Annotated in this window: 24 protein-coding genes; 18 read left to right on the forward strand and 6 right to left on the reverse strand. The window is 69.0% G+C overall.

Translation table 11 applies throughout. The annotated features are described in order from the left end of the window. Positions 1 to 127: 127 nt before the first annotated feature. From O9344_RS02280 to O9344_RS02290, 3 genes are read left to right on the forward strand one after another with little or no spacing between them, the layout of a single operon-like run. Entirely contained in the window at positions 128 to 1288 is a 1161-nt protein-coding gene (locus O9344_RS02280; RefSeq protein ID WP_298472254.1) for an acyl-CoA dehydrogenase family protein, read from the forward strand. Then, the gene (locus O9344_RS02285; protein ID WP_298472256.1) at positions 1285 to 2145 is read left to right on the forward strand and encodes an amidohydrolase family protein; all 861 of its coding nucleotides are present in this window, start codon (positions 1285 to 1287) and stop codon (positions 2143 to 2145) included. Before O9344_RS02280 ends, O9344_RS02285 begins: the two co-directional genes overlap by 4 nt. Continuing rightward, entirely contained in the window at positions 2142 to 3605 is a 1464-nt protein-coding gene (locus O9344_RS02290) for a class I adenylate-forming enzyme family protein (RefSeq protein ID WP_298472258.1), read from the forward strand. Before O9344_RS02285 ends, O9344_RS02290 begins: the two co-directional genes overlap by 4 nt. A 4-nt stretch (positions 3606 to 3609) precedes the next feature. Here O9344_RS02290 and O9344_RS02295 read toward each other — a convergent pair whose 3' ends face one another. The 4 genes from O9344_RS02295 to O9344_RS02310 all read right to left on the reverse strand — a co-directional run bounded on the left by O9344_RS02295 (position 3610) and on the right by O9344_RS02310 (position 6896). Further along, the gene (locus tag O9344_RS02295) at positions 3610 to 4239 is read right to left on the reverse strand and encodes an isochorismatase family cysteine hydrolase (RefSeq protein ID WP_298472260.1); all 630 of its coding nucleotides are present in this window, start codon (positions 4237 to 4239) and stop codon (positions 3610 to 3612) included. Further along, the gene (locus O9344_RS02300; protein ID WP_298472261.1) at positions 4239 to 5258 is read right to left on the reverse strand and encodes an ABC transporter substrate-binding protein; all 1020 of its coding nucleotides are present in this window, start codon (positions 5256 to 5258) and stop codon (positions 4239 to 4241) included. The genes O9344_RS02295 and O9344_RS02300 overlap by 1 nt, the downstream gene beginning before the upstream one ends. 97 nt (positions 5259 to 5355) lie before the next feature. Then, positions 5356 to 6183: an ABC transporter permease gene (locus tag O9344_RS02305; protein WP_298472262.1), complete on the reverse strand. Its 828-nt coding sequence runs from the start codon at positions 6181 to 6183 to the stop codon at positions 5356 to 5358. After that, the gene (locus O9344_RS02310) at positions 6183 to 6896 is read right to left on the reverse strand and encodes an ABC transporter ATP-binding protein (protein ID WP_298472264.1); all 714 of its coding nucleotides are present in this window, start codon (positions 6894 to 6896) and stop codon (positions 6183 to 6185) included. The genes O9344_RS02305 and O9344_RS02310 overlap by 1 nt, the downstream gene beginning before the upstream one ends. A 425-nt stretch (positions 6897 to 7321) precedes the next feature. Between O9344_RS02310 and O9344_RS02315 the strand changes: the two genes are divergently transcribed. The 3 genes from O9344_RS02315 to O9344_RS02325 all read left to right on the forward strand — a co-directional run bounded on the left by O9344_RS02315 (position 7322) and on the right by O9344_RS02325 (position 10343). Beyond that, positions 7322 to 8290, forward strand: a complete 969-nt coding sequence (locus O9344_RS02315; RefSeq protein WP_298472266.1) for a VOC family protein — start codon at positions 7322 to 7324, stop codon at positions 8288 to 8290. Further along, positions 8287 to 9258 carry a tripartite tricarboxylate transporter substrate binding protein gene (locus O9344_RS02320; RefSeq protein ID WP_298472268.1) on the forward strand — a complete coding sequence of 324 codons (972 nt, stop codon included), beginning with the start codon at positions 8287 to 8289 and terminating at the stop codon, positions 9256 to 9258. Before O9344_RS02315 ends, O9344_RS02320 begins: the two co-directional genes overlap by 4 nt. 101 nt (positions 9259 to 9359) lie before the next feature. Further along, positions 9360 to 10343, forward strand: a complete 984-nt coding sequence (locus O9344_RS02325; RefSeq protein WP_298472270.1) for an MBL fold metallo-hydrolase — start codon at positions 9360 to 9362, stop codon at positions 10341 to 10343. Positions 10344 to 10346: 3 nt separating this feature from the next. Here the strand turns inward: O9344_RS02325 and O9344_RS02330 are convergent, their stop codons facing one another. Further along, the gene (locus tag O9344_RS02330) at positions 10347 to 11321 is read right to left on the reverse strand and encodes a tripartite tricarboxylate transporter substrate binding protein (protein ID WP_298472272.1); all 975 of its coding nucleotides are present in this window, start codon (positions 11319 to 11321) and stop codon (positions 10347 to 10349) included. Between the two features lie 85 nt (positions 11322 to 11406). On the opposite strand from O9344_RS02330, the gene O9344_RS02335 reads away from it, so the two are divergent. Beyond that, positions 11407 to 12318, forward strand: coding sequence for a LysR family transcriptional regulator (locus tag O9344_RS02335; protein WP_298472273.1), 912 nt, complete (start codon positions 11407 to 11409; stop codon positions 12316 to 12318). Positions 12319 to 12401: 83 nt separating this feature from the next. Then, positions 12402 to 13220: a DUF1932 domain-containing protein gene (locus O9344_RS02340; protein ID WP_298472275.1), complete on the forward strand. Its 819-nt coding sequence runs from the start codon at positions 12402 to 12404 to the stop codon at positions 13218 to 13220. Position 13221: 1 nt separating this feature from the next. On the opposite strand, the gene O9344_RS02345 is transcribed toward O9344_RS02340, so the two are convergent. Next, positions 13222 to 14292, reverse strand: a complete 1071-nt coding sequence (locus tag O9344_RS02345) for a 4-oxalomesaconate tautomerase (protein WP_298472277.1) — start codon at positions 14290 to 14292, stop codon at positions 13222 to 13224. Between the two features lie 232 nt (positions 14293 to 14524). On the opposite strand from O9344_RS02345, the gene O9344_RS02350 reads away from it, so the two are divergent. The 10 genes from O9344_RS02350 (at position 14525) to O9344_RS02395 (ending at position 23470) form a co-directional block, all read left to right on the forward strand. Further along, positions 14525 to 15247, forward strand: coding sequence for a PIG-L deacetylase family protein (locus O9344_RS02350; protein ID WP_298472279.1), 723 nt, complete (start codon positions 14525 to 14527; stop codon positions 15245 to 15247). After that, positions 15244 to 15927 (forward strand): 4-carboxy-4-hydroxy-2-oxoadipate aldolase/oxaloacetate decarboxylase, encoded by a 684-nt coding sequence (locus tag O9344_RS02355; RefSeq protein WP_298472280.1) that lies wholly within the window; start codon positions 15244 to 15246, stop codon positions 15925 to 15927. Before O9344_RS02350 ends, O9344_RS02355 begins: the two co-directional genes overlap by 4 nt. A gap of 63 nt (positions 15928 to 15990) precedes the next feature. Beyond that, positions 15991 to 17175, forward strand: coding sequence for an ABC transporter substrate-binding protein (locus O9344_RS02360; protein ID WP_298472282.1), 1185 nt, complete (start codon positions 15991 to 15993; stop codon positions 17173 to 17175). A 23-nt stretch (positions 17176 to 17198) separates the two neighbouring features. Beyond that, the gene (locus O9344_RS02365; protein WP_298472428.1) at positions 17199 to 18056 is read left to right on the forward strand and encodes a branched-chain amino acid ABC transporter permease; all 858 of its coding nucleotides are present in this window, start codon (positions 17199 to 17201) and stop codon (positions 18054 to 18056) included. Then, a complete protein-coding gene (locus tag O9344_RS02370; protein ID WP_298472283.1) occupies positions 18053 to 19057 on the forward strand; it encodes a branched-chain amino acid ABC transporter permease in 1005 nt (334 codons plus the stop codon). The genes O9344_RS02365 and O9344_RS02370 overlap by 4 nt, the downstream gene beginning before the upstream one ends. Continuing rightward, complete coding sequence (locus O9344_RS02375; protein ID WP_298472284.1) at positions 19054 to 19806, forward strand: ABC transporter ATP-binding protein; 753 nt, start codon at positions 19054 to 19056, stop codon at positions 19804 to 19806. The genes O9344_RS02370 and O9344_RS02375 overlap by 4 nt, the downstream gene beginning before the upstream one ends. Next, on the forward strand, positions 19799 to 20515 hold the full coding sequence (locus tag O9344_RS02380; protein WP_298472285.1) for an ABC transporter ATP-binding protein: 717 nt from the start codon (positions 19799 to 19801) through the stop codon (positions 20513 to 20515). The genes O9344_RS02375 and O9344_RS02380 overlap by 8 nt, the downstream gene beginning before the upstream one ends. 22 nt (positions 20516 to 20537) lie before the next feature. Continuing rightward, positions 20538 to 21647 (forward strand): 5-methyltetrahydropteroyltriglutamate--homocysteine S-methyltransferase, encoded by a 1110-nt coding sequence (locus tag O9344_RS02385; protein ID WP_298472287.1) that lies wholly within the window; start codon positions 20538 to 20540, stop codon positions 21645 to 21647. Then, positions 21647 to 22483 (forward strand): amidohydrolase family protein, encoded by an 837-nt coding sequence (locus O9344_RS02390; RefSeq protein WP_298472290.1) that lies wholly within the window; start codon positions 21647 to 21649, stop codon positions 22481 to 22483. The genes O9344_RS02385 and O9344_RS02390 overlap by 1 nt, the downstream gene beginning before the upstream one ends. Before the next feature lie 12 nt (positions 22484 to 22495). Continuing rightward, entirely contained in the window at positions 22496 to 23470 is a 975-nt protein-coding gene (locus O9344_RS02395; protein WP_298472292.1) for a tripartite tricarboxylate transporter substrate-binding protein, read from the forward strand. The last annotated feature ends 91 nt before the right edge of the window (positions 23471 to 23561 follow it).

Here is a 23561-nt window from a genome sequence, read left to right on the forward strand (position 1 = left end):
CTGGCCGCATTGCTCAGCTGGCGTGCCGCAGCGCGGTGCGAACCGGCCCCTTGCGTGCGTTTTGCTGGACCCTGTCCCCCGTTCGCCCGGCTTGTCGTATCTTGTATCATCGGTGAGGGTCTTGGGCATGGACAGGCTTCTCACCGAAGACCAGCGCCGGATCCTCGCGAGCGTCGACGGCTTCGCGGCACAGCACCTGCCGCCCGACGAGGTGCGCCGCCGCGACCGCGAGCACCAGACGCCCTATGACCTGCTGCCGGCCATGGGCGAGGCGGGCTTCTTCGCCCTCGCTGTCCCTGAGGCCCATGGCGGGCTTGGCCTCGGCTGGCGCGAGGTGGCGCTGGTGCAGGAGCGCCTCGGCCGGCACGGCTACATGGCCGCCTCGATCTACAACCGCGTTGTCGGCTTCGGCGTCATGTCGGTGCTTGCCTATGGCTCTGAGGCACAGAAGGGGGACCTGCTGCCGGGCCTCCTCTCAGGGGCCTTTTTCATCGCCCTCGCCCTGACCGAACCGGGCGCGGGCAGCGATGCCGGGGCGCTGTGCATGCGGGCGCGTCGCACGGCCGGCGGCTATGTCATCTCCGGGGCGAAGATCTGGATCAGCGACGCGAAGGGCGCCCGCTTCCTGCTCACCGCCGCTCGCACCGGCGAGGCGGCCACGGGCAGCGACGGCGTCACGCTCTTCCTCGTGCCGAGCGATGCGCCGGGCCTGACGCTGTCGCCGCTCGCCAAGGTCGGCAACAACTGCATGCCGAGCTTCGAGATCGGTTTCACCGATGTCGAGGTCGGCGAGGAGGCGGTGATCGGCGAGGTCGGTGGCGGCTTCCGCCACCTGATGTCGACCCTGCATTATTCGCGCGCGAGCATGGCGGCGACCGTCACCGGCGCGGCCCAGGCCGCCCTCGACGGCGTCATGGCCCATGCCCGCGAGCGCCAGCAGTTCGGCAAGCCCATTGGCTCGTTCCAGGTCCTCGCCCACCGCCTTGCCGACCTGCAGACGCGGGTCGACCTGTCGCGGCTGATGGTCCGGCATCTCGCGACGCTCATCGACAGCGGCCTGCCCTGCAAGCGCGAGGCGGCGCAGGCGAAGGTCGTCGCCACCGAAACGCTGCGCGACGTCGCAGACCAGGGCATGCAGATCATGGCCAGCGCCGGCTATGCCGCCGACAGCGACATCCAGCGCTTCTGGCGGGATTCGCGGCTCTACACCTTCGGCGAAGGCACCAACGAGATCCTGCGCGACGGCATGGCGCGCGAACTGGGACTGACCGGGAGACAACCGACATGAGCGCCGTCAAGGCCATCGACACTGTCGTGAACATCTGGACGCCGGAGGCCCTTGCCGGCCGGCCGGACCGCACCGGCTTCTACACCGAGAAGATGCGGGTCAATGCCCAGACCTTCGCCGGCGTCACCCACAAGGAGATGCTGGAGCGGATGGACCGCGCCGGCATCGAGAAGAGCTTCCTCATCGCCGCCAAGGTCGGCCAGCTGGGCCATCCCGCCTGCTACCATGTCCCCTACAAGCTGGTGGCGGACGCAGTGCAGGCCTATCCCGACCGCTTCTATGGCCTTGCCGGCCTCGACCCGACCGAGGGCATGACGGGTGTGCGGGAGCTCGAGCGATCCGTGCGCGAATACGGGTTCATCGGCGCGCATTTCTACCCGCACTGGTTCGAACTCGCGCCCGACCATGCCAAATGGTACCCGTTCTACGCCAAATGCGTGGAGCTCGACGTGCCGATCCAGCTCCAGGTCGGCCAGTCCATGGTCTATGACCCGCGCTATCCGCGCCGCAGCGTCGGCCGGCCGATCACGCTGGATTCCGTCGCCTGCGACTTCCCCGAGTTGAAGATCGTCGGCATCCATGTCGGCATCCCCTGGACCGACGAGATGATCGCCATGGCGTGGAAACATGCCAATGTCTATATCGGCTCGGACGCCCACAGCCCGAAATACTGGCCGGCCTCCTTCGTCCATTTCATCAAGAGCTTCGGCAAGGACAAGGTGCTCTTCGGCACCGACTTCCCCGTTCTCGACTTCGAGCGGACGATGAAGGAGATCGACGCCCTCGGCTTCTCCGACGAGGTCCGGGCGAAGTTCCTGCGCGACAACGCCGTCAAGCTCTACAAGCTCGACCGATGATGAACCTTGCCGACGCCCTCGACATCCATGCCCGGGCGCGGCCGGACCATCCGGCCATCATCGAGAACGGGCAGGTCATCACCCATGCCGCCTTCGCCGACGAGGTCCGCCGGCTAGCGGCGGTCATCCAGGCGAAGGTGCCGGACGAGACGGCTGTCGTCGGCCTCTGCCTCGCCGACACGGCGCGCTATGTGGTGGCGCTCTATGCCCTGGCACGGGCGGGACGCGCCATCCTCCCCATGGACCTGCGCTGGACGCAGGCGGAGCGGGAGAATGTGGCTGTGCATTTCGGCGCAGCACTGGTGCTCACCGAGCCAGGCGAGCCCGCCATCGCCGACATCCCGATGCTCGCCTGGGACGAGGCCCTGGACGCTGCCATCGCCGCGGCCGATCCGGCGACCGCCTTCACCTCCGATGGCGAGACGCCGCTGGTCCTGTCGCTGTCGTCCGGCACGACCGGGCGGCCGAAGGGGCCGCTCATCACCCATCGGCACTTCTTCCGCCGCTTCATGACGCACTGGATCAATCTCGGCCTCAATGGCCGCGACCGCTTCGTCATGGCGACGCCGCTCTATTTCGGCGGCGGCCGGACCTTCGCCATGTCGGTCCTCTATTCCGGCGGCACGCTGATCATGAAACCGCCACCCTGTTCCGCCGAGGACCTCATCGCCACGCTCGCGCGGGAGGGCGGGACGAGCCTCTTCCTCGTGCCGACGCAGTTCCGGCGGCTGCTCGAACTGTCCGATGAGGCCCTTGCGCCGCTGAACGGGCTCAACCTGCTGTTCTCGTCAGGTGCGCCACTGTCCAGGGACGAGCGCCACGCCATCCGCGACCGCATGTGCGAGCGCTTCTTCGAGTACTACGCCTCGACCGAAGGCGGCGGCGTCACGCTGCTCGGGCCCGGCGACATCGCCGATCACGGCGAGAGCGTCGGGCGTCCGGTCTTCGCCGTGGAGGTGGAGGTCGTCGATGACGAGGATTGTCCGCTTCCCGCCGGCTTTGTCGGCAGGCTGCGCTATCGCGGCCCTGGCGTCGCGACCGCCTATCACCGCGACCCCGAGGCCTCGCTCGAGGCCTTCCGGCATGGCTGGTTCTATCCCGGCGACCTCGCCGAGATCGACGCGGCCGGCTTCGTCAGCCTCAAGGGCCGTGCGAAGGACATGATCATCCGCGGCGGCATCAACATCTATCCGGCCGATATCGAGGCGGTGCTGAATGCCCATCCGGCAGTAGCCGAGGCGGCGGTGGTCGGCTGGCCGTCGCGGGAATTCGGCGAGGAGATCGCCGCCTTCGTGCGCCTCACCAGCGTGACCTCCGAGGCGGAACTGATCGGCTTCGTCCGCCAGCGCCTCGCGCGCGCCAAATGGCCGCGCGGGATCTTCGTCGTCGACGACCTGCCGAAGAACGGCGCCGGCAAGGTGCTGAAGCGCGAACTTGTCCAGCGGCTGGGGCCTCTCTGAGGCGTCAGGCGGCGGGAAAGCTCGCCTCGCCCTCGTCCATGGCCGCCATCATCGCGTCGATCCCCACGACCCGGCCGAAGCCGAAGGCGATGGCCGCGAGCGAGGCCGCGTGGCGCGCCTCGTCGAAATCGGCGACGGCCTCGCGCACCACGAAGGTCCTGAGGTCGCGCTGGGCAGCGTCGCGCGCCGTGGTCTCGACGCACATCGACGTGGTGACACCGCCGACGACGAGGCTCCGGATGCCGTTGGCGGCGAGGATCACGTCGAGGTCGGTACCGAAGAAGGCGGAGTAGCGGGGCTTGTCGACAATGATGTCGCCGGGCTGCGGACTGGCGCCATCGAACAGCTCGATATCCGGAGTGCCGCGCTTCAGCGCGCCGAGCTCGCCGAGGCGGGGCCGGATCTCGGTCACCAGCAGCCCGCCATCGGCATAGTCGGCGCGCAGGACATGGCGGGTCCAGATCACCTTCATGCCCGCCGCACGGGCCGCAGCGGCGAGCGCCACGCCGCGCAGCGCCGCCCGCTTGCTCGCGGAGACGTCCCGCCCCTGCACCGCGACGAAGCCCTCCTCGTCGACGAAGCCGCGCTGCAGGTCGATGAGGATGAGGGCCGCCTCGCGCGCCGCAAACCGCATCAGCGGATGGCCTTCTCGACGAACTCGTTGGTGTAGAGCCCATCTGCCTTGCCGGGCGGGGTGAAGCCGGCAGCGGCCATGAGGTCATAGCCCTTCTGCCAGCGCTCCGGCACATGGCGCAGGACGTTCTCGCGGCCAGCGGTCAGCCAGAACTGCATCTCATTGCGCAGGATGTCAGGGGCAACGGCGCGGTTGCGCATCTCGGCGATCTCGAAGCCCTCGATGCGCTTCAGGGTGGTGGAGAGGTCGGTGTCGGCGAGCATGTCGTCGATCGAGCGCTTCACCGCCCGAAGGAAGCTCACCACGAGGTCGCCGTCGCGCTGCACGCTCTCGCGCTTGGCGATGTAGCACTGGCCGGGGATGGGCGCGTATTCGTCGGTGTTCCACGACAGGAAGCGCTCGTTCGCGGCCCTGAGCGCAACGGGAACGCCGGCGCTGACGATATAGGCGTCGATGCGGCCCTGGGCGATCAGCGCCATGCCGGCCGGGGTGTTCGGCGCCTGAACGCGCTGGACCTGGGCCTTGTCGACGCCCTGCGCCACCAGCATGCAGTCGAGGGTGATCTCGGTGGCGCCGCCGACCGAGAGCACGCCGATGGTCTTGCCCACCATCTCCTTCGGCGTGCGCACCGGCTTGTCGGACGAGGAGATGACGAAGAAGGGCGAGCCCTGGCTGATCGTGCCGACGGAGATGAGCGCATCGCCGCCGGGACGGCTCGAGGCGCGGATATGGTCCGAGACGCCGGTGCGCGACAGGAGGCCACCGCCGCCAAGCACCTGCTGCACCGCCATGGCGGAGCCGCGGCCCTGCTCGATGGTGACGTTGAGGCCCTCGCGGTCGAAATAGCCGCCGCCCTTGGCGTGCAGGATGTCGACGAAGGCGAGGATGTAGGAGAAGGGCGTGATGAAGGTCATGGGCCGGGCGGCCTGGGCGCCGGCGCGGCCCACGGTGAGGGCTACGAACCCGCCTGCGCCGAGCGCGAGGGCGGAACGACGGGAGACGCTGGTGACGGGGCTCATGGTTCTCTCCGGGTCCTCGGGACGGTGATGAAGCTTACGGGACCCGGCGCGCGCGGCAATCGGATCACCCATGGAACAGATGCCCTGGCACGCGCGATCAGGAGGCCCCCGTCGCGTGCCAGGGGATGAGGATGCGCTTCAGCAGCCCGATGGCAAAGTAGAAGGCGAAGCCGATCAGCGACATCTGGATCAGCACCGCGAACATCTGGCTGGTCTCGAAGCCGTTCATGGCCTGGATGAGCAACTGGCCGAGGCCCTGGTTGCCGCCGAGATATTCGCCGACCACCGCGCCGATGATCGCGAGGACGATGCCGACCTCGAAACCCGTGAGGATGTAGGGCAGCGCCGAGGGCAGCTCGAGCCGGCGGAAGACCTGCCAGCGCGTGGCATTGAGCGCCGTCATCACGTCCCGGTGGCCCTCGTCGATGGATTTCACCCCGAGCACCGTGTTGGTGAGGATGGGGAAGAAGGCGAGCACCCCGGCGACGATGACCTTGGAGGTGATGCCGAAGCCGAACCAGACGACGAAGAGCGGCACCAGCGCCACTTTCGGGATGACCTGCGTAGCGATGATGAAGGGGTTCAGCGTCAGTTCGAGCCAGCGAATGCGGGCGATGAGCACGCCGAGGACGACGCCGATCAGCGCCGCCCAGAAGAAGCCGACGACAGTCGCATAGACGGTCATGCCGGTATGGAACCAGGCCCGGCGATTGCCGAGGAGCGCGACCCACTCCGCGAAGACGGCGCCCGGCGCCGGCAGGATGAAGGGGGAGATGCCGCTCATCCGCACATAGGCGTGCCAGATTAGGACGATGATGGCGAGGAGCAGCGGCGTCGTGATCCAGGGAATGCGTGCCTCGCGGCTGGCGAGGAAGCCGCGCCGGGCGGCGAGCTGGGGCGGCGGGGTCGGATTGTCGGCGGTCATCACGAAATCTCCGCCAGACGCGCGCGCAGCGACAGGACGATCTCCTGGAACGCGGTGGTGGCCTGCAGCTCGAGCGTCCGCGGACGGGCGAAGGGCACGTCGACGATGCGGTCGATGCGGCCGGGCCGCGGCGACAGCAGCACGATCCGGTCGGCGAGGAACACTGCCTCGGTGATGGAATGGGTGACGAGGACGATGGATTTCTCGGTGGCGAGGAAGATCCGCTCCAGCTCGATATTGAGGGCGTCGCGGGTCATGGCATCGAGCGCACCGAAGGGCTCATCCATGAGCAGGATCTTCGGATCGTAGGACAGGGCGCGGGCGATGGCCGCGCGCTGGCGCATGCCGCCGGAGAGTTCACGCGGCCATCGCCGCTCGAAGCCGCCAATGCCGACGAGCTTCATGAGGTCATGGGCGCGCGCCCGGCGTTCGGCCGGACGCATGCCCTTGAGCTCCAGCGGCAGGGCGATGTTGTCCTCGATGGAGAGCCAGGGGAAGAGATTGGCCTCCTGGAACACCATGCCAAGATCGGCGAGGGCCTCGCTCTGCCGCTCGCCCCGCGCCCAGAGGGGCTTGCCGACGATGGAGAGCTCGCCGGAGGTGGGCTCGATCAGGCCGCCGATCATGCGGAGCAGCGTGGTCTTGCCGCATCCTGAGGGCCCCAGCAGCACCACCAGTTCGCGGGAGCCGACATCGAGGTCGGTGGACGACAAGGCATGCACCGGTCGATCCCGCGTCCCGTACCATTTCTCAATGGAACGGAGGGCAATGACAGGACCGGGCAAGCGATCAGACAACATAATACAAAGCAATCACGGACGCAGGTTGGCCACAACCTGCAAATTTCATGGGCTCCGGAGGAGAGCCATGCGCGTGGCGCGTCCCGCTGCGCGGCAGGGGACCATCAGGGCAAAGGCTGCGGGAGGGCCTCGGCGCGCCGATGATCGCCACAGACCGCGCGGGACGCCTTCATCGCCCGAGCAGATGACCGGCGATTGATGCACCGGGTTCAGCAAAGAGCCCGGAGCTTTCCTTTGCATGCCGGGAGCCACCATGGCGACATGCGCCACCTTCACCGGCTGGCGCCAGCGCGGGAGGGTGAGGCGCGGGGGGCAACCGGACGATGCAGGGACAGGGGATGGCGGGGCAAGGGACGTCCGGCAACGGGGAGACGCCGCGCGATCTCGCCCATCTCGGCCATGTCGAGATGCTCACCCCTCGGATCGAGGCGAGCCTTTCCTTCTTCACCGACGTCTTCGGCATGACGGAAGCGGGACGCGAGGGCCAGTCGGTCTATCTGCGCGGCTGGGACGACTATGAATTCGCCTCGCTGAAACTGACCGAGGCGCCCCTCCCCGGCCTCGCCCATGTCGCCTTCCGCACCTGGAGCCGCGAGGCACTGGCGCGGCGCGTGGCGGTGCTGGAGGCCTCCGGCCACGGCATTGGCTGGACCGAGGGCGACATGAGCCATGGGCCGTCCTACCGGGCGCATGGGCCGGACGGGCACGTCTTCGAGATTTATTTCGAGACGCGGAAGTACCAGGCGCCCGACGCCCTGCGGCCGGCGCTCAAGAACCAGGCACAGCGCTTCCCCGCCCGCGGCATGTCGGTGCGCCGGCTCGATCACCTGAACCTGCTCTGCTCGGAGGTCGAGCCCACCCGCGACTTCCTGCGCGACCAGCTCGGCATGCGACTCACCGAGGCCATCGTGCTGGATTCCGGCATCTGGGGCGGGGCCTGGATGACGGCCACCAACAAGACCTACGACATCGCCTTCACCCGCGACCATTCGGGACGGCGCGGCCGCTTCCACCACGTGACCTATGCCATCGACAGCCGCGAGGAGATCCTGCGCGCCGCCGACATCGCGCTGGAGGCCGGCGTTCCGATCGAGACCGGCCCGCGCAAGCACGCGGTCCAGCAGACCTTCTTCCTCTATCTCGAGGAGCCCGGCGGCAACCGCGTCGAGGTGGCCAATGCCGGCGCGCGCCTCATGCTCGATCCCGACTGGGAGCCGGTCATCTGGACCGAGACGGAGCGCAAGAAGGGCCAGGCCTGGGGCCTGAAGACCGTCGAGAGCTTCCATACCCGCGGGACACCGCCATGACCGACCGCCGCCGTTTCACCACGCTCTTCGCCTCTGCCCTGGCGGCGTCAGCCCTGCCGGCGCGAGCCCAGGCCTTCCCGTCGCGGCCGGTGACCCTCATCGTGCCCTTCGCCGCGGGCGGCGCGGTCGACATCGTGGCGCGGACCATCGCCGACCGCCTCGCCCAGCGCTGGGGCCAGCAGCCCGTCATCGAGAACCGGCCCGGCGCGGGCGGCATCGTCGCCTCGCAGGCGCTGGTGCGCGCCGCGCCCGACGGCCACACGCTGATGGTCGTCGCCAATGGCCACCCGCTGAACCCCTTCTTCCACGAGAAGCTGCCCTACGACACCGACCGCGATTTCACGCCGATCACCCAGATCGGCGCCTCGCCGCTGGTGATCTCGGTGCCGCCGGGCGAGACCGCCCGCGACGCCAAGGCCTTCTTCGAGGCGGCGAGGGCGAAACCCGACGGCATCGTCTTCGGTGTCTCCGGCTTCGGCACGTCCGCGCATCTTGCCGGCGTGCTGGCCTCGCAGGTGACCGGCGCGAAGCTCGTCGCCGTGCCCCACCGCTCCGGCTCTCAGGCGCTGCAGACGGTGATGACCGGCGGGCTGCCGATGAGCATCAATCCGCTGCTGGAGGTGATCGAATTGGCGCGGGCCGGCAAGGTCCGCCCGCTGGCGGTGACCACGGCGGCCAGATCCGCCATCCTGCCGGACGTGCCGACCATGGCTGAGCAGGGCTATGCCGGTTTCGACACCGGCGTCTGGTGGGGCGTGGTGGCCCCTGCGGGCCTCGCCCCCGACATGGTCCAGCGCCTGTCGCGCGACCTCACCGACGCCATCCGCTCACCCGAAGCGACGACGCGGCTGCAGCAGCTCGGCGCAACGCCCGCCGCCTCGACGCCTGACGCCTTCCGCGCCTTCCTCGCCAGCGAGGCCGCCACCTGGGGGCCGGTCATCCGCGCCGCCAACATCCGGCTGGAATGACGGCTCTTCCCAAGACCCGCATCAACCCCATGTGAATTGCGTCCGGCTCCCTTACGTCATCCACTCCCCGGCGCTCAGATAACCCCTTCAAGGAGGCTTCGATGTCCACCACGTCCCGGCGTACCGTTCTCGCAGCCTCTGCCGGCCTCGGTGCCAGCATCGTCACCGGGCAGGTGGACGCGCAGGCGCAGACTGCCGCGCCTGCGGCCGGTGCTACGCTCCAGCAGCCGGGCTTCTACCGGATCAAGGTGGGCGAGGCGGAGATCACGGTGCTCCATGACGGCTTCGTCGGCCGCCGCGCCCAGGGCCTGGTGCGCAACGCTGCCCAGCCCGAGGTCGAGGAGCAGCTCCGCACCCATTTCGTCGACCCCGAGGCGATGGAGAACCCCTACAACATCGCCGTGGTGACCATCGGTTCGCGCCGCTACATCATCGACTCGGGCTTTGCGGATAATGGCCCGCCGACCACCGGCCAGCTCGCCGCCAATATGCGCGCCGCCGGCATCGACCCGGCCTCGATCAACGCCGTGCTGGTCACCCATTTCCACGGCGACCACATCAACGGCATCCGCAAGAAGGACGGCACCCTTTCCTATCCCAATGCCGAGATCCATGTGCCGGAGGCCGAATGGGCCTTCTGGATGGACGACACGCGCATGGGCCAGGCGCCCGAGGGCCAGCGCGGGAACTTCGCCCTGGCGCGGCGCGTCTTCGGGCCCAATGCCGGCGATGTCCGTCGCTTCACGCCGGGTGGCGAGATCGTGCCGGGCATCCAGTCCGTTGCCACCGCCGGCCACACGCCGGGCCACACCTCCTTCGTGGTGACCTCAGGCTCGGCCAAGGCGCTCATCCAGGGCGACGTGTCGGGCATTCCCTCGCTCTTCGTGGAGCGGCCGGGCTGGCATTCCATGTTCGACATGGACGCCGCCGCCGCCGAGGCCACCCGCCGGCGCACCTATGACATGGCGGCGTCGGAGCGGATGCCGATCGTCGGCTACCACTTCCCCTTCCCGGCCGTGGGCCGCGTGTCGAAGCAGGGCGACGGCTATCGCTTCGGCCTCGCCCAGTGGCGCTCGACCATCTGAGCCCTACTCGGCCTTGAGATTGGCGGCGCGGGCGACCGCGCCCCAACGGGCGAGCTCCGACGCAATGTGAGAGGCGAAGCCGTCGGGGGTCGATGGCATCGCATCCGCGCCCTCCTGTTCGAGCCGCGCCGCCATGGCCGGCGTCGACAGGGTCGTGCGGCAGATGGCGTTCAGCGTGTCGATCACCGGCGCCGGCGTGCCGGCGGGCGCCACGAGCCCATACCATTGCGAGGCGTCGAAGCCCGGCAGCGCGGCTTCCGCGATGGTCGGCACATCGGGGAGCGCGGCGAGCCGCCGGGTTCCAGAGACCCCCAGCGCGAGGAGCGAGCCCGCCCGGACCTGCGGCAGCAGGATCGGCGCGCCGGTGAGCGCCATCTGGATGCGGCCGGCGAGGAGGTCGCTCACCGCCGGTCCGGTGCCGCGATAGGGCACGTGCTGCAGGCGGATGCCGGCGGCGACCTCGAAGGCGGCGGTGGCGATATGGGCAGCCGATCCGACCCCGCCGGTGCCGTAGTTCAGGCTGCCCGGGGCCGCTTTCGCGAGCGCGATGAGCTCCGGCACCGAGCGCGCGACGACGGACGGGTGGATGGCGAGGACATTGTGAACGGCGGCCAGCAGGCTCACCGGCGCGAAGGAGCGGACGGGATCGTAGGGCAGGCGCGCATAGATCCAGGGGTTCACCGCCAGCGTGCCGATATGGGCGAGCAGCAGGGTCTGCCCGTCGGGGGCTGCCTTGGCGACGGCGCCCGAGGCGATGCCGCCGCCGGCGCCGGGGCGGTTCTCCACCACCACGCCGACGCCCAGCGCATCGGTGATGGACTGGCCGAGGAGGCGGGCGAGAAAATCGGTCGAGCCTCCCGGCGTAAACGGCACCACGAGGGTGATGGGCCGCGTCGGACGCCACGCAGCTTGCGCCCGCGCCAGGGTCGGTGCCGCAAGACAGGCGGCGAGAAGGGAACGGCGGGAGAAACGCGGCATGGTTCCGGTATCGCCGCGGCTCGACAATGAATCAAATGCGAAACATGGTGCGATCCGTGAGCCGCCTGCATCATTGGGGAGCCCCGTGCGAATCGACTTTCCCGGCCTCGAAGCCTTCGTTGCCATCGCCGAGCGCGGTTCGTTCAACCGTGCCGCCGTCCATCTCAACCTGTCGCAGACGGCGCTGAGCCACCGGATGCGCAAGCTGGAGGACGACCTCGGCGTGCGCCTGCTGATGCGCACGACGCGGCAGGTGACGCTGACGCCCGCCGGGCTCGAGCTGCTGCCCAAGGCGCGCGCAGCCATCGACGGGCTCACCGTCTCCATTGATGCGCTGCGGCGGCAGGCCCGCGCCGGCCAGCAGCACATCGCCATCGCCTGCCTGCCAACCATCGCCGTCACCTATCTGCCGCAGGTCCTCGCCGCCTTCGCGCGCAAGCACAGGGGCGTGAGCGTGCAGGTGCTCGACAATTCGGCGAGCGAGATCGCCGACCATGTGCAGTCCGGTCGGGCCGAATTCGGCCTGACCATCGTCTCCGCGAACCGCTGGGACCTCGACATCACGCCGCTGATGAAGGAGCCCTTCGTGCTGATCTGCCCGGCCGGGCACCGGCTTGCCGGCGTGGAGGCCGTGCAGTGGCCGGACCTCGAAGGCCAGCCGCTGGTGCGCATCAGCCCGCAGACAGGCAACCGCGTCCTCATCGACGATGCGCTCGGAACCCGGCGCGAGGCGCTCGACTGGCGCTACGAGGTGCAGCACCTCGCCACCGCCGTGAGCCTCGTGAGGGCCGGCATTGCGCTCGCCATCGTGCCGCGCCTGGCGCTCGGCATCACCGCGACCGATGGCATCGTCACCGTGCCGCTGCGCAATCCCGCGGTGACACGCACGCTCGGCATCATCGCGCGCCATGGCGTGCCGATCAGCCGGACGGCGAAGACCCTGCACGATCTCATCGTCAAGACGCTGAAGTCGTCGGATACGGATCCGCAGGGCTGAAGCGCTTGCATGAGTGGGCCGCAGGCTTTCACTCGACAAGGCGTCGCGGGCGGCTCCTCATGGAGCGACAGGGAGTGCAGCGCATGAAAAATTCCGTCTCCGTCGCGTTCATCGGCTTCGGCGAGGTCGGCCGCACCTTCGCGAGCGGCTTCCGCATGAAGCCCGGCATGTCGCTCGCAGCCTATGACATCCTTCTCGATGATCCCGTGCGCGGCGAGGCCGTGCGGGCTGCGGCAGGGCCCCTCGACGTGACGCTGCGCGACGGCCCGGCGGCCGCAACGGCGGGCGCCGACATCATCTTCTCCGCCGTCACCGCCTCCGATGTCATGGCCGTGGCGGACGTCGCCGCCGGCTATATCCGCCCGGGGCAGTTCTTCGTCGACGTCAATTCGGCCTCGCCGAACACCAAGAAGGCGGCGGCGGCCCTCATCGAGGCGAAGGGCGGGCGCTATGTCGAGGCCGCGGTCATGGCGCCGGTCCGAGCGCCCGGCCTTGCCGTGCCGATCCTGGCCGGCGGCCCCCACGCGGCCGAAGCGGCGGCTCTCCTCAACCCGCTCGGCATGGCGATCACGCCGGTCGCCACCGAATTCGGCCGGGCCTCGGCGATGAAGCTCTGCCGCTCGATCATGATCAAGGGGATCGAGGCGCTGATCGTCGATGCGAGCCGCGCCGCGGCGGCCTTCGACGTGGAGGCGGAGGTCTATGGCAGCCTCGGCGAGACCTTCCCGTCCATCGACTGGCGGGCGCTTGCCGGGATGATGGCCGAGCGCGTTGCGACCCACGGCATCCGCCGCGCCGCGGAGATGCGCGAGGCCGCCGACATGATCGCCGAGCTCGGCCTCGACCCGGAACTCTCTCGCGCCGTGGCGAACGCCCAGCAGCGCGGCGCCCGGCCGAAATAGGCTAGTCGCGCGGGAAGACCACGCCGTCGAATAGCGCGCGCGCCGTGCGCAAAAGGCCAGCGCGCTCGACGACGGGCGCCTCCGCCGTGCCACCGACCGTCAGCCGCACAGTGAACTCGCCGGTCGGATGCTCGCAGGACATCAGCCTCTCACGGCCCTCCGGGACCTGCGCGAGGCGGTAGGCCGGCGAACCGGGAAGCACGCAGGCGGTGGCGACCGACACGGCGGCGAAGACGCCGATGGCGGCGTGGCATTCGTGCGGGATGAAGGAGCGGGTGTTGATCGCGCCGCCCTCGCGCGGCGGCGCCACCAGCGCGAGTTTCGGGATGTTCTTGGAGCCCGCATCGGCGATTCCCATGAGCGGGGCAGCGGCGAGGCGGATCTCTTCGAGGCGCTGCTTCAGCGCCGCATCGGCATTGAGCACCGCATGGGGTTCGGCACCGGTGACGCCGACGCTCTCCGCCGCCAGTACGATCACCGGCATGCCATTGTCGATGAGCGTGACCTCGATGCCATCCACCACATCGACGGCGCGGCCGGTCGGCAGCAGCGCGCCGCAGACCGAGCCCTCGGCGTCGAGAAAATCGATGGGGATGGGCGAGGCCGCGCCCGGCACGCCGTCGATCGCCGCATCGCCGGCATAGGTGACGCGGCCGCCGGGCGTTGCGACGCGCATCTCGGCGACGGTCCCGGTATTGACCGTGCGCACCGTGACGGTGGTGACCGGGTCCGTCGCAGCAATCAGGCCCCGCTCGATGGCGAAGGGCCCGACGCCGGCGAGGATGTTGCCGCAGTTCTGGTTGTAATCGACGCGCGGCTTCTCGACGAGGACCTGGGCGAAGAGGAAGTCGATATCGACGCCCGGTTCCTCTGACCGGGACACGATGGCGACCTTGGACGTCAGCGGGTGGGCGCCGCCGACGCCATCGATCTGGCGGGGATCGGGCGAGCCCATGATGGAGAGGAGCAGCGCGTCGCGAGCAGCTGTGTCGGCGGGTAGGTCTTCCTTGAGGAAATAGGCGCCCTTCGAGGTGCCGCCCCGCATCAACATGCACCGGATGCCCGTCGCCATGGTTCCTCCCGAAGGTTCGACGGGACCATGGGTCGGCGCCGCCCGTCCGCGCAAATGAATGATGGCCGGCGATGGGTGAAGGCGCCGCATCAATGGCGCGCAGCTTTGATGGACCGCATTCATCAATGGGCGCAGAATGCTCACTTGATGCTTCAATCGCATCGGGCAGAGTGCGCGCCGCGGGAAAGGCCTTCGCCGTCCCGCGCATGTCCATCTGAAACGGATCCCGCGCATGTCGGAAGCCAAGACCGGCCTCGTCATCACCGCCCATCCCGGCGACTTCGTCTGGCGCGCCGGCGGCGCCATCGCGCTGCACGCCAAACGGGGCATGCGGGTGAAGATCCTGTGCCTGGCCTATGGCGAGCGCGGCGAGAGCCAGTTCGCCTGGAAGAAGGCGGGCGTGAAGATGGAGGACGTCAAGGCGCAGCGCCGCGACGAGGCGGAGCGGGGCGCCGCGGTGCTTGGTGCCGAGATCGAGTTCATGGATGCCGGCGACTATCCGCTGCGCACCACCGACGCGATGCTCGACCGCGCCATCGACATCTTCCACGAGCTGAAGCCATCCTTCGTGCTGACCCACTCGCTCGAAGACCCCTACAATGTCGACCACCCCGAGGCGACGCGCTTCGCGCAGGAAGCCCGCATCATCGCGCAGGCCGCCGGCCACAAGCCGGACCCGGATCGCGCCTATGCCGCCCCGCCGGTCTTCCTGTTCGAGCCGCACCAGCCCGAGCAGTGCAACTTCAAGCCCAACGTCATCCTCAACATCGACGAGGTCTGGGAGCAGAAGCGCAAGGCCTTCGAGGTCCTCGCCGCCCAGAAACACCTGTGGGAGTACTACACCCGGGTGGCGCTGAACCGCGGCATGCAGGGCGGGCGCAATTCCGGCAAGGCCATGACCTATGGCGAGGCCTACCAGCGGCTCTTCCCCGAGGCGCTCGAGGCGCTGGCATGACCGGCGTCGTCGTCCGCACGACAAAGCGCGCCGATGCCGCCGACATGGCGGCGCTCGCCTCTCTCGGCGTCTCGACCACCCATGAGGCCATGGGGCGCACCGGGCTCATGAAGCCCTATATGCGGCCGATCTATCCCGGCGCGCAGATCGCCGGCGGCGCTGTCACGGTGCTCGCCCAGCCGGGCGACAACTGGATGATCCATGTTGCCATCGAGCAGGTCATGCCCGGCGACGTCCTGGTCGTGGCCTGCACCACCGACAACACCGACGGCATGTTCGGTGACCTGCTGGCAACCTCGCTGAAGGCGCGCGGCGGCATCGGCCTCGTCATCGATGCGGGCGTGCGCGACGTGAAGACCCTCACCGAGATGGGCTTTCCGGTCTGGTCGCGGGCGATCTCCGCCAAGGGCACGGTCAAGGCGACGCTCGGCTCGGTGAACGTGCCGGTGGTCTGTGCCGGCGCCCTCGTGAACCCCGGCGATGTCATCGTCGCCGATGACGACGGCGTCAGCGTCGTGCCGCGGCTCGATGCCGCCAAGGTCGCGACCGCCGGCCGGGCCCGCGAGGCCGCAGAGGAGGATAAGCGCCGGAGGCTCGCAGCGGGCGAGCTCGGGCTCGACATGTACCGCATGCGCGAGGGGCTGGCGAAAGCCGGGCTCGTCTATCGCGACGAAGACTGACACAACAAACGAACGGCGCGGCACAAGCGCCGGACCGCAACGAACGCCCGAGGAAACGCCCCCATGACCTCTTTCTCCGCTCCCGGTCGCCGCACCGTCCTCAAGGGCGCCGCCGGCCTTGCTCTCTCAACCGCCTTCGCCCCCGCCCTGCGCGCGCAGAGCGAGCCGATCCGCATCGGCCTCATCCTGCCGATGACCGGCCCCTTCACCTCCACCGGCCGCCAGATTTCGGCGGCGGTGAACCTCTATGTCCAGCAGAACGGCGCGACCGTCGCGGGACGGCCCGTGCAGGTGATCCTGCGCGACGATACCGGCGTCGCCGACGTCACCCGCCGCATTGCCCAGGAGCTGATCGTCAACGAGCGTGTCACGGCGCTCGCCGGCTTCGGCCTGACCCCGCTCGCGCTTGCCACCGCGCCGCTGGCGACGCAGGCCCGGATGCCGATGGTGGTGATGGCGGCTGCGACCTCCGTGATCGTCGACCGCTCGCCCTTCGTGGTGCGCACCAGCCAGGTCATCGCCCAGATCGCCTCGCCCTTCGCCACCTGGATGGCGCAGCAGGGCACCAAGCGCGTCATCTCCATTGTCTCGGATTACGGCCCCGGCCACGATGTCGAGACCTCCTTCACCGCGGCGTTCCGCGAGGCTGGCGGCACGATCGACAACATCCGCGTGCCTCTCCAGAACCCGGACTTCTCGCCCTTCCTGCAGCGCGTCGCCGACGCCAAGCCGGAGGCCCTGCTGGTCTTCGTGCCTTCGGGCGTCGGCGCGCAGTTCATGAAGCAGTTCGTCGAGCGCGGCATGGACAAGTCGGGCATCCGGCTCATCGGCACCGGCGACGTGGTCGATGACGACATCCTCAACGGCATGGGCGACGCGGCCCTCGGCGTCGTCACCGCGCACCACTATTCCGCAGCCCATCCGAGCCCGGCGAACCGCGCCTTCGTCGAGGCCTTCCGCAAGGCCAACAACAACATGCGGCCGAACTTCATGGCCATTGGCGGCTATGACGGCATGCATGCGCTCTACGAGGGCCTGAAGAAGACCAACGGCCAGGGCGGCGAGGCGCTGGTCAATGCGATGAAGGGCATGGCCTGGGAGAGCCCGCGCGGGCCGATGTCCATCGATCCGCAGACCCGCGACGTCGTCCAGAACGTCTATATCCGGCGGGTGGAGCGCGTCGACGGTGAACTTTACAACGTCGAGTTCCACACGATCCCCAACGTCCGCGACCCGTCCAAGCGCTGAGCCTCGGGCCGTATCGGATGACATTGCTGACCATCCTGATCGACGGCATCGCCTACGGGATGGTGCTGTTCGTGCTGGCGAGCGGGCTGTCCGTGACGCTGGGATTGATGAACTTCGTCAACCTCGCGCACGGCGCCTTCGCCATGGTCGGCGGCTATGTCACGGTGCTTCTCATGCAGCGTCTCGGGGTGCCCTTCCTCGCGACGCTGCCCGCGGCCTTCCTCGTCGCGGCGTTGGCCGGCCTCGTGCTGGAGCGCACGCTCTACCGGCCGATGTACGCCAAGAGCCATCTCGACCAGGTGATGTTCTCCATCGGCCTCGTCTTCATGGCTGTGGCAGCGATGAAATATGCGGTGGGCTCGCAGCAGCAGATCATCTCGCTGCCCTCGTTCCTGCTCGGGCGCTTCGACGTGTTCGGCGTCAGCGTCGGGCGCTACCGGCTCTTCGTCATCGTCCTCTGCGGGCTGCTCGCCCTCGCCCTGTTCTGGGGCTTCGTGCGGACCCGCTTCGGCAGCCGCCTGCGCGCGGCGGTGGATGACGCACGTGTCGCGCGGGGTCTCGGCATTCCCGTCACGGCGCTCTTCGCCGTGACCTTCGCCGTCGGTTCGGGCCTTGCCGGGCTCGGCGGCGCGCTCGGGGTCGAGCTCCTCGGCCTCGACCCGACCTTCCCGCTGAAGTTCATGATCTACTTCCTGATCGTGGTGACGGTCGGCGGCACGACGACGATCACCGGCCCCTTCTTCGCGGCCATGCTGCTCGGCGTCGCCGATGTCGGCGGCAAGTATTTCATCCCGCAGGCGGGCGCCTTCATCATCTACGGGGTGATGGTGGCCCTGCTGATCCTGCGCCCCGAGGGCCTGTTCGCGCGGAGCCGGTCATGAGCACCGCCGACCTGACGGCACGGGTCCGCGGCTCGCTCGTCCTTGCTCGCAAATGGCATCCGGCGGAGTTCGTCGTCTGGGTGATGGCGGCGGCCGCCTTCGTGCTCTTCCCGCGCCAGCTCCTCCTGCTCAACGAGATCGCGATCCTCGCGCTCTTCGCGCTCTCGCTCGACCTCATCGTCGGCTATGCCGGCATTGTCTCGCTCGGCCATGCCGCCTTCCTCGGCATGGGCGCCTACACGGCCGGTCTCATCGCCCTGCATGTCACCGCCGACCCGCTGGTCGGGCTCGTCATCGGCATGGCGGCCTCGGGCCTCCTGGGCCTCGTCACCTCGCCGCTGGTGCTCAAGGGCAACGACCTGACCCGCCTCATGGTGACGCTCGGCATCGGCCTGCTGATGCTGGAACTTGCCAATTCGCTCGGCTGGCTCACCGGCGGCGCCGACGGGCTGCAGGGCATCGCCATGGGCAAGATCCTCGGGATCTTCGAGTTCGACCTCTTCGGCAAGACCGCCTACGCCTATTCGCTGACCGTGCTGTTCCTGCTCTTCGTGCTGGCGCGGCGCATCGTCCATTCGCCCTTCGGCCTGTCGCTCAGGGCCGTGCGTGACAACCCGCTGAGGGCTGCCTCCTCCGGCGTGCCGATCCCGTGGCGACTGGCGGCGGTCTATACCCTCTCCGCGGCCTATGCGGGCGCGGCGGGCGCGCTGCTGGCCCAGACCACGCAGTTCGTCTCGCTCGACGTGCTCGACTTCCACCGCTCGGCGGACGTGATGCTGGTGCTCATCATCGGCGGTGCGGGCTGGCTCTATGGCGGCATTGTCGGCGCGGCGGTGTTCAAGCTGCTGCAGGACTGGATCGCCTGGTTCACGCCGCAATACTGGCAGTTCTGGATCGGCCTTTTCCTCGTCGCCTTCGTGCTGGGCGGCCGGGAGATCCTGCATGGCGGCATCCGGGCGCTGGTTGCCCGCGTCAGCGGCCGGCGCGGAGGCGGATCATGACCGCCGCCCTGGAGACCATCGGCCTCATCATGCGCTTCGGCGGCATCACGGCCACGGACGACGTGTCGTTCACGCTGGAGCGCGGCGCGCGCCACGCCCTGATCGGTCCGAACGGGGCGGGCAAGACCACCTTCGTCAACCTGCTCACCGGCGTGCTGACGCCGAGCGCCGGCAAGGTCCTGCTTGGCGGCGAGGACATCACCGCGCTGAACCGCGAGGCGCGGGTGAAGCGTGGCATTGCCCGCACCTTCCAGATCAACCAGCTCTTCGGTGCCATGACGCCATTGGAGATGATCGCCCTCGTCGTCTCCGAACGGCTCGGCGAGGGCGGCCGTCCGCTTGCACGCCTCGATGCCTCGCCGCGCCTTGTCGAGGAGACCGCCGACATCCTCGCCCGCTTCCGCCTCGACGACATCATGGACGAGCGCATCTCCACCCTGCCCTATGGCAAGCAGCGGCAGATCGAGATCGCCGCGGCCTTCGCGGCGAAGCCATCCGTCCTGCTGCTCGACGAGCCGGCGGCCGGCGTGCCGGAGGCCGAGCGGCGCGAGCTGCTCGACCTCGTCGGCTCCCTGCCGGAGGACGTCTCCGTGCTGCTGATCGAGCATGACATGGACCTCGTCTTCCGCTTCGCGACCCGCATTACCGTGCTCGTGAACGGCCGGGTGCTGGCGGAGGGCGATCCGTCAGAGGTCGCGCGTGATCCGGCGGTGAAGGCCGCCTATCTCGGCGAGGGCGCCCATGGTTGAGGCCCCTCTCCTCTCCCTCACCCGCCTCAGCGCCGGCTATGGCGAGGCGGCCGTGCTCTTCGACGTGGACCTCACGCTCGCCGAGGGGCGCTCCCTCGCCCTGCTCGGCCGCAACGGCGTCGGCAAGACGACGCTGGTCAATTCGATCATCGGCGTCACCCGATGGCGCGGCGGCTCCATCGCCCTCGCGGGGCGCGACATCACCCGCCTCGCGCCGGAGGAGCGCGCCCGCGCCGGCATCGGCTGGGTGCCGCAGGAGCGCAACATCTTCCGCTCGCTGACGGTGGAGGAGAACCTCACGGCCGTGGCGCTGCCGGGACCCTGGACGCCCGCCCGCGTCTTCGAGATGTTCCCGCGCCTCGCCGAGCGAAAGACCAACATGGGCAACCAGCTCTCGGGCGGCGAGCAGCAGATGCTCGCCATCGGCCGGGCGCTGGTGCTGAACCCAAAGGTCCTGCTGCTGGACGAGCCGACCGAGGGCCTCGCGCCCATCATTGTCGAGGAACTCCTGAAGGCGCTGACGCGGCTGTTCCGCGAGGAGGGCCTTGCCGGAATCGTCATCGAGCAGCACGCCCGCAAGATCCTCGAGATCACCGACGAGGCGCTGGTGCTGGAGCGCGGCCGCGTCGTCCTCTCGGCGCCGAGCGCGGACCTCATCGCCCATCCCGATCGCCTCGAGCGCCATCTCGGCCTCGGGGCTGCCCACTGACTTTCTCACCACAGGACAGACCATGACCGCCCGTACCACCCCGCCCTTCCGCGCCGACATGGTCGGCAGCCTGCTGCGCAGCGCTCCGGTGAAGGAGGCGCGCGAGAAGAAGGCCGCCGGCACGATCTCCGATGCCGAACTCGCGGCGATCGAGGACCGCGAGATTGCCGAGCTCTTGAAGAAGCAGGTGGCCGTCGGCCTCCACGCCGTGACCGACGGCGAGTTCCGCCGCTCGTTCTGGCACTTCGACTTCCTGGAGAACCTCTCCGGCGTCATCGGCGTGGAGACGGAGGGCATCGCCTTTGCCGGTGTCACCACCAAGGGTCACGGCGTCCGCGTGAAGGGCAAGATCGACTTCACCGAGGCCCACCCGCACCTTGCTCACTTCAAATACCTGAAGTCGCTGACGCCCGCCGGCCATGTCGCGAAGATGACCATCCCCTCGCCCTCCATGCTGCACTATCGTGGCGGCCGGAAAGCCGTGGAGATCGGCGCCTATCGCGAGATGGACAGCTACTATGCCGATCTCGGCGCGGCTTACGCCAAGGCGATCAAGGCCTTCTACGCGGCCGGCTGCCGCTACCTGCAGCTCGACGACACCTCGCTCTCATACTTCTGCGATCCCGCCCAGCGGCAGATGCTCGCCGAGCGCGGCGACGACCCGGACCGGCTGATCCACGTCTATCGCGACATCATCAACACCGCGACGGCGGCCAAACCCGCCGACATGGTGATCACCACCCACACCTGCCGTGGCAACTTCAAGTCCACCTTCATCGCGTCGGGCGGCTACGAGCCGGTGGCGGATCTGGTCTTCAACCAGATCAATGTCGACGGCTACTTCATGGAGTGGGACGACGACCGCTCCGGCGGCTTCGAGCCCCTGCGCTTCCTGCCCAAGGGCAAGCATGTCGTGCTCGGCCTCGTCACCTCCAAGGTCGGGGCGATCGAGAGCAAGGACAACCTCAAGCGCCGCATCGAGGAGGCCTCAAAGTACGCCCCGCTCGACCAGCTCTGCCTGTCGCCGCAATGCGGCTTCGCCTCCACAGAGGAGGGCAATGTGCTGGCCGAGGACGAGCAGTGGGCGAAGCTCTCCCGCATCGTCGAGGTGGCGAAGGAGGTCTGGGGCTGATGGGCGTCCACGGTCGCAAACCCAGTCTCGCGCTGCCGCCGCTCGCCTGCGACGCGCATTGCCATGTCTTCGGCCCGGCGGCGGTCTTCCCCTATGCGCCGGACCGTCGGTACACGCCCGAGGACGCGCCGAAGGAGGCACTGATCGCCCTCCATGACCGGCTTGGCCTTCAGCGTGCGGTCATCGTCCAGGCGAGCTGCCACGGTGCCGATAACCGCGCCATGGTGGATTGCCTCAAGCATGACCCGGCGCGGTTCCGCGGCGTCTCCATTCTCGACGGCACGGCGACCGAGGCCCTCGTCGCCGAACTCGACGCAGCGGGCGTGCGCGGCGTGCGCTTCAACTTCGTGAAGCATCTCGGCGGGGCGCCGGACATGGCGGTGTTCGACCGCGTGCTGGCGATGGTGCGTCCCTTCGGCTGGCACGTCGTGCTGCATCTCGATGCTCCCGACATTGCCGAACTCGCGCCGATGATCGAGACGCTGCCCATGACCAAGGTCATCGACCATATGGGCCGCGCCCCGGCGAAGGCCGGGATCGACCAGGAGCCGTTCCGCATCCTGCTCGGCCTAGCCCGTCGCGACGATGTCTGGGTGAAGGTCTCGGGTGCCGAGCGCATCGCCGACCCGCCCTTCACCGCCGCAGTGCCCTTCGCCCACGCCTTGATGGAGGTCGCGCCGGACCGGGTGCTGTGGGGCACGGATTTCCCCCATCCGAACCTCAAGCACGAGGTGGACGAGGCCGATCTCGTCGATCTCCTCGCCGACTATGGCGACGCCGATGCGCTGCACCGGCTGCTCGTGACCAATCCCGCCCGCCTCTACGGCTTTACCTGACCGGAGATCCCGATGCGCCTCTCCCGCCGCGCCGTTACCGCCGCCGCCCTCGCCCCTGCCCTTGCGCCCTTCATGGCGCGGGCCCAGGGGCGCTATCCCGACCGACCGATCCGGGTCACCGTGCCCTTCGGGCCGGGCGGGCTCGCTGATGTCACGATCCGCCTCGTCGGCGAGCGGCTGTCGCAGCGCCTCGGCCAGCAGATCGTGGTGGTGAACCAGCCGGGCGGCGCCGGCGCTATCGCCGCGCGGGCGGCGACCTCCGCCCCGGCCGATGGCTACACGCTGGCTCTGCTCACCAACGGCACGGCGGTGAGCGCCGCGACGGCGCGGTCGCTGGGCTTCGACCCGCTCGCTGACTTTGCACCAATCTCCACCCTCGGCTTCTTTGAGTTCGTTCTGGCGACCAGCAGCGCCCAACCCTACCGGACCTTCCGGGACCTCCAGCAGGCGGCCCAGGCCTCGCCGGGCAAGCTCAATATCGGCACGATCCAGCCGGGCTCGACCCAGCACCTCGCCGCGGTTCTGCTGCGCTCGCTGGCGCGGATCGATGCCGTCATCGTACCGTTCCGCACCACGCCGGACGCGCTGACCGCGCTGCTGCGCCGCGATGTCGACCTCGTCATCGACGGCTTCTCGGCCATGGGCGGGATGCTGCGCGAGGGGCAGCTGCGGGCTCTCGCCACCACAGGCGCACGACGCAGCGCCGCCCTGCCTGACGTGCCGACCATGATCGAGAGCGGCTTTGCCGACTACGACGTCACCTCATGGAACGCGCTCTTCGCGCCCGCGGCCGTGCCGGCCGACATCGTCTCGCGGCTCAACACCGAGCTGCAGGCGGTGCTCGCCGATCCGGCCCTCGGAGCTCGGCTCGCGGAGCTCGGCATCGCGGCACGCGGCTCGACGCCGGCGGAGCTCGGCCAGCGCCTGCGGGACGACATCGCCCGCTGGACGCGGGTCGCCGAGCAGGCGGGTCTCGAGAAGCTCTAGAGCATCATCCCATCAAGCGGGCACCGGTTGATGGGATGAGATGATGCGATCAAACACCGAGATGGAGCGGCCGATCTGATGCGGTCAGATC

Origin of the sequence: Phreatobacter sp. (assembly GCF_027532945.1) — a bacterium.
In the GTDB taxonomy this organism is placed as follows: Bacteria; Pseudomonadota; Alphaproteobacteria; order Rhizobiales; family Phreatobacteraceae; genus Phreatobacter.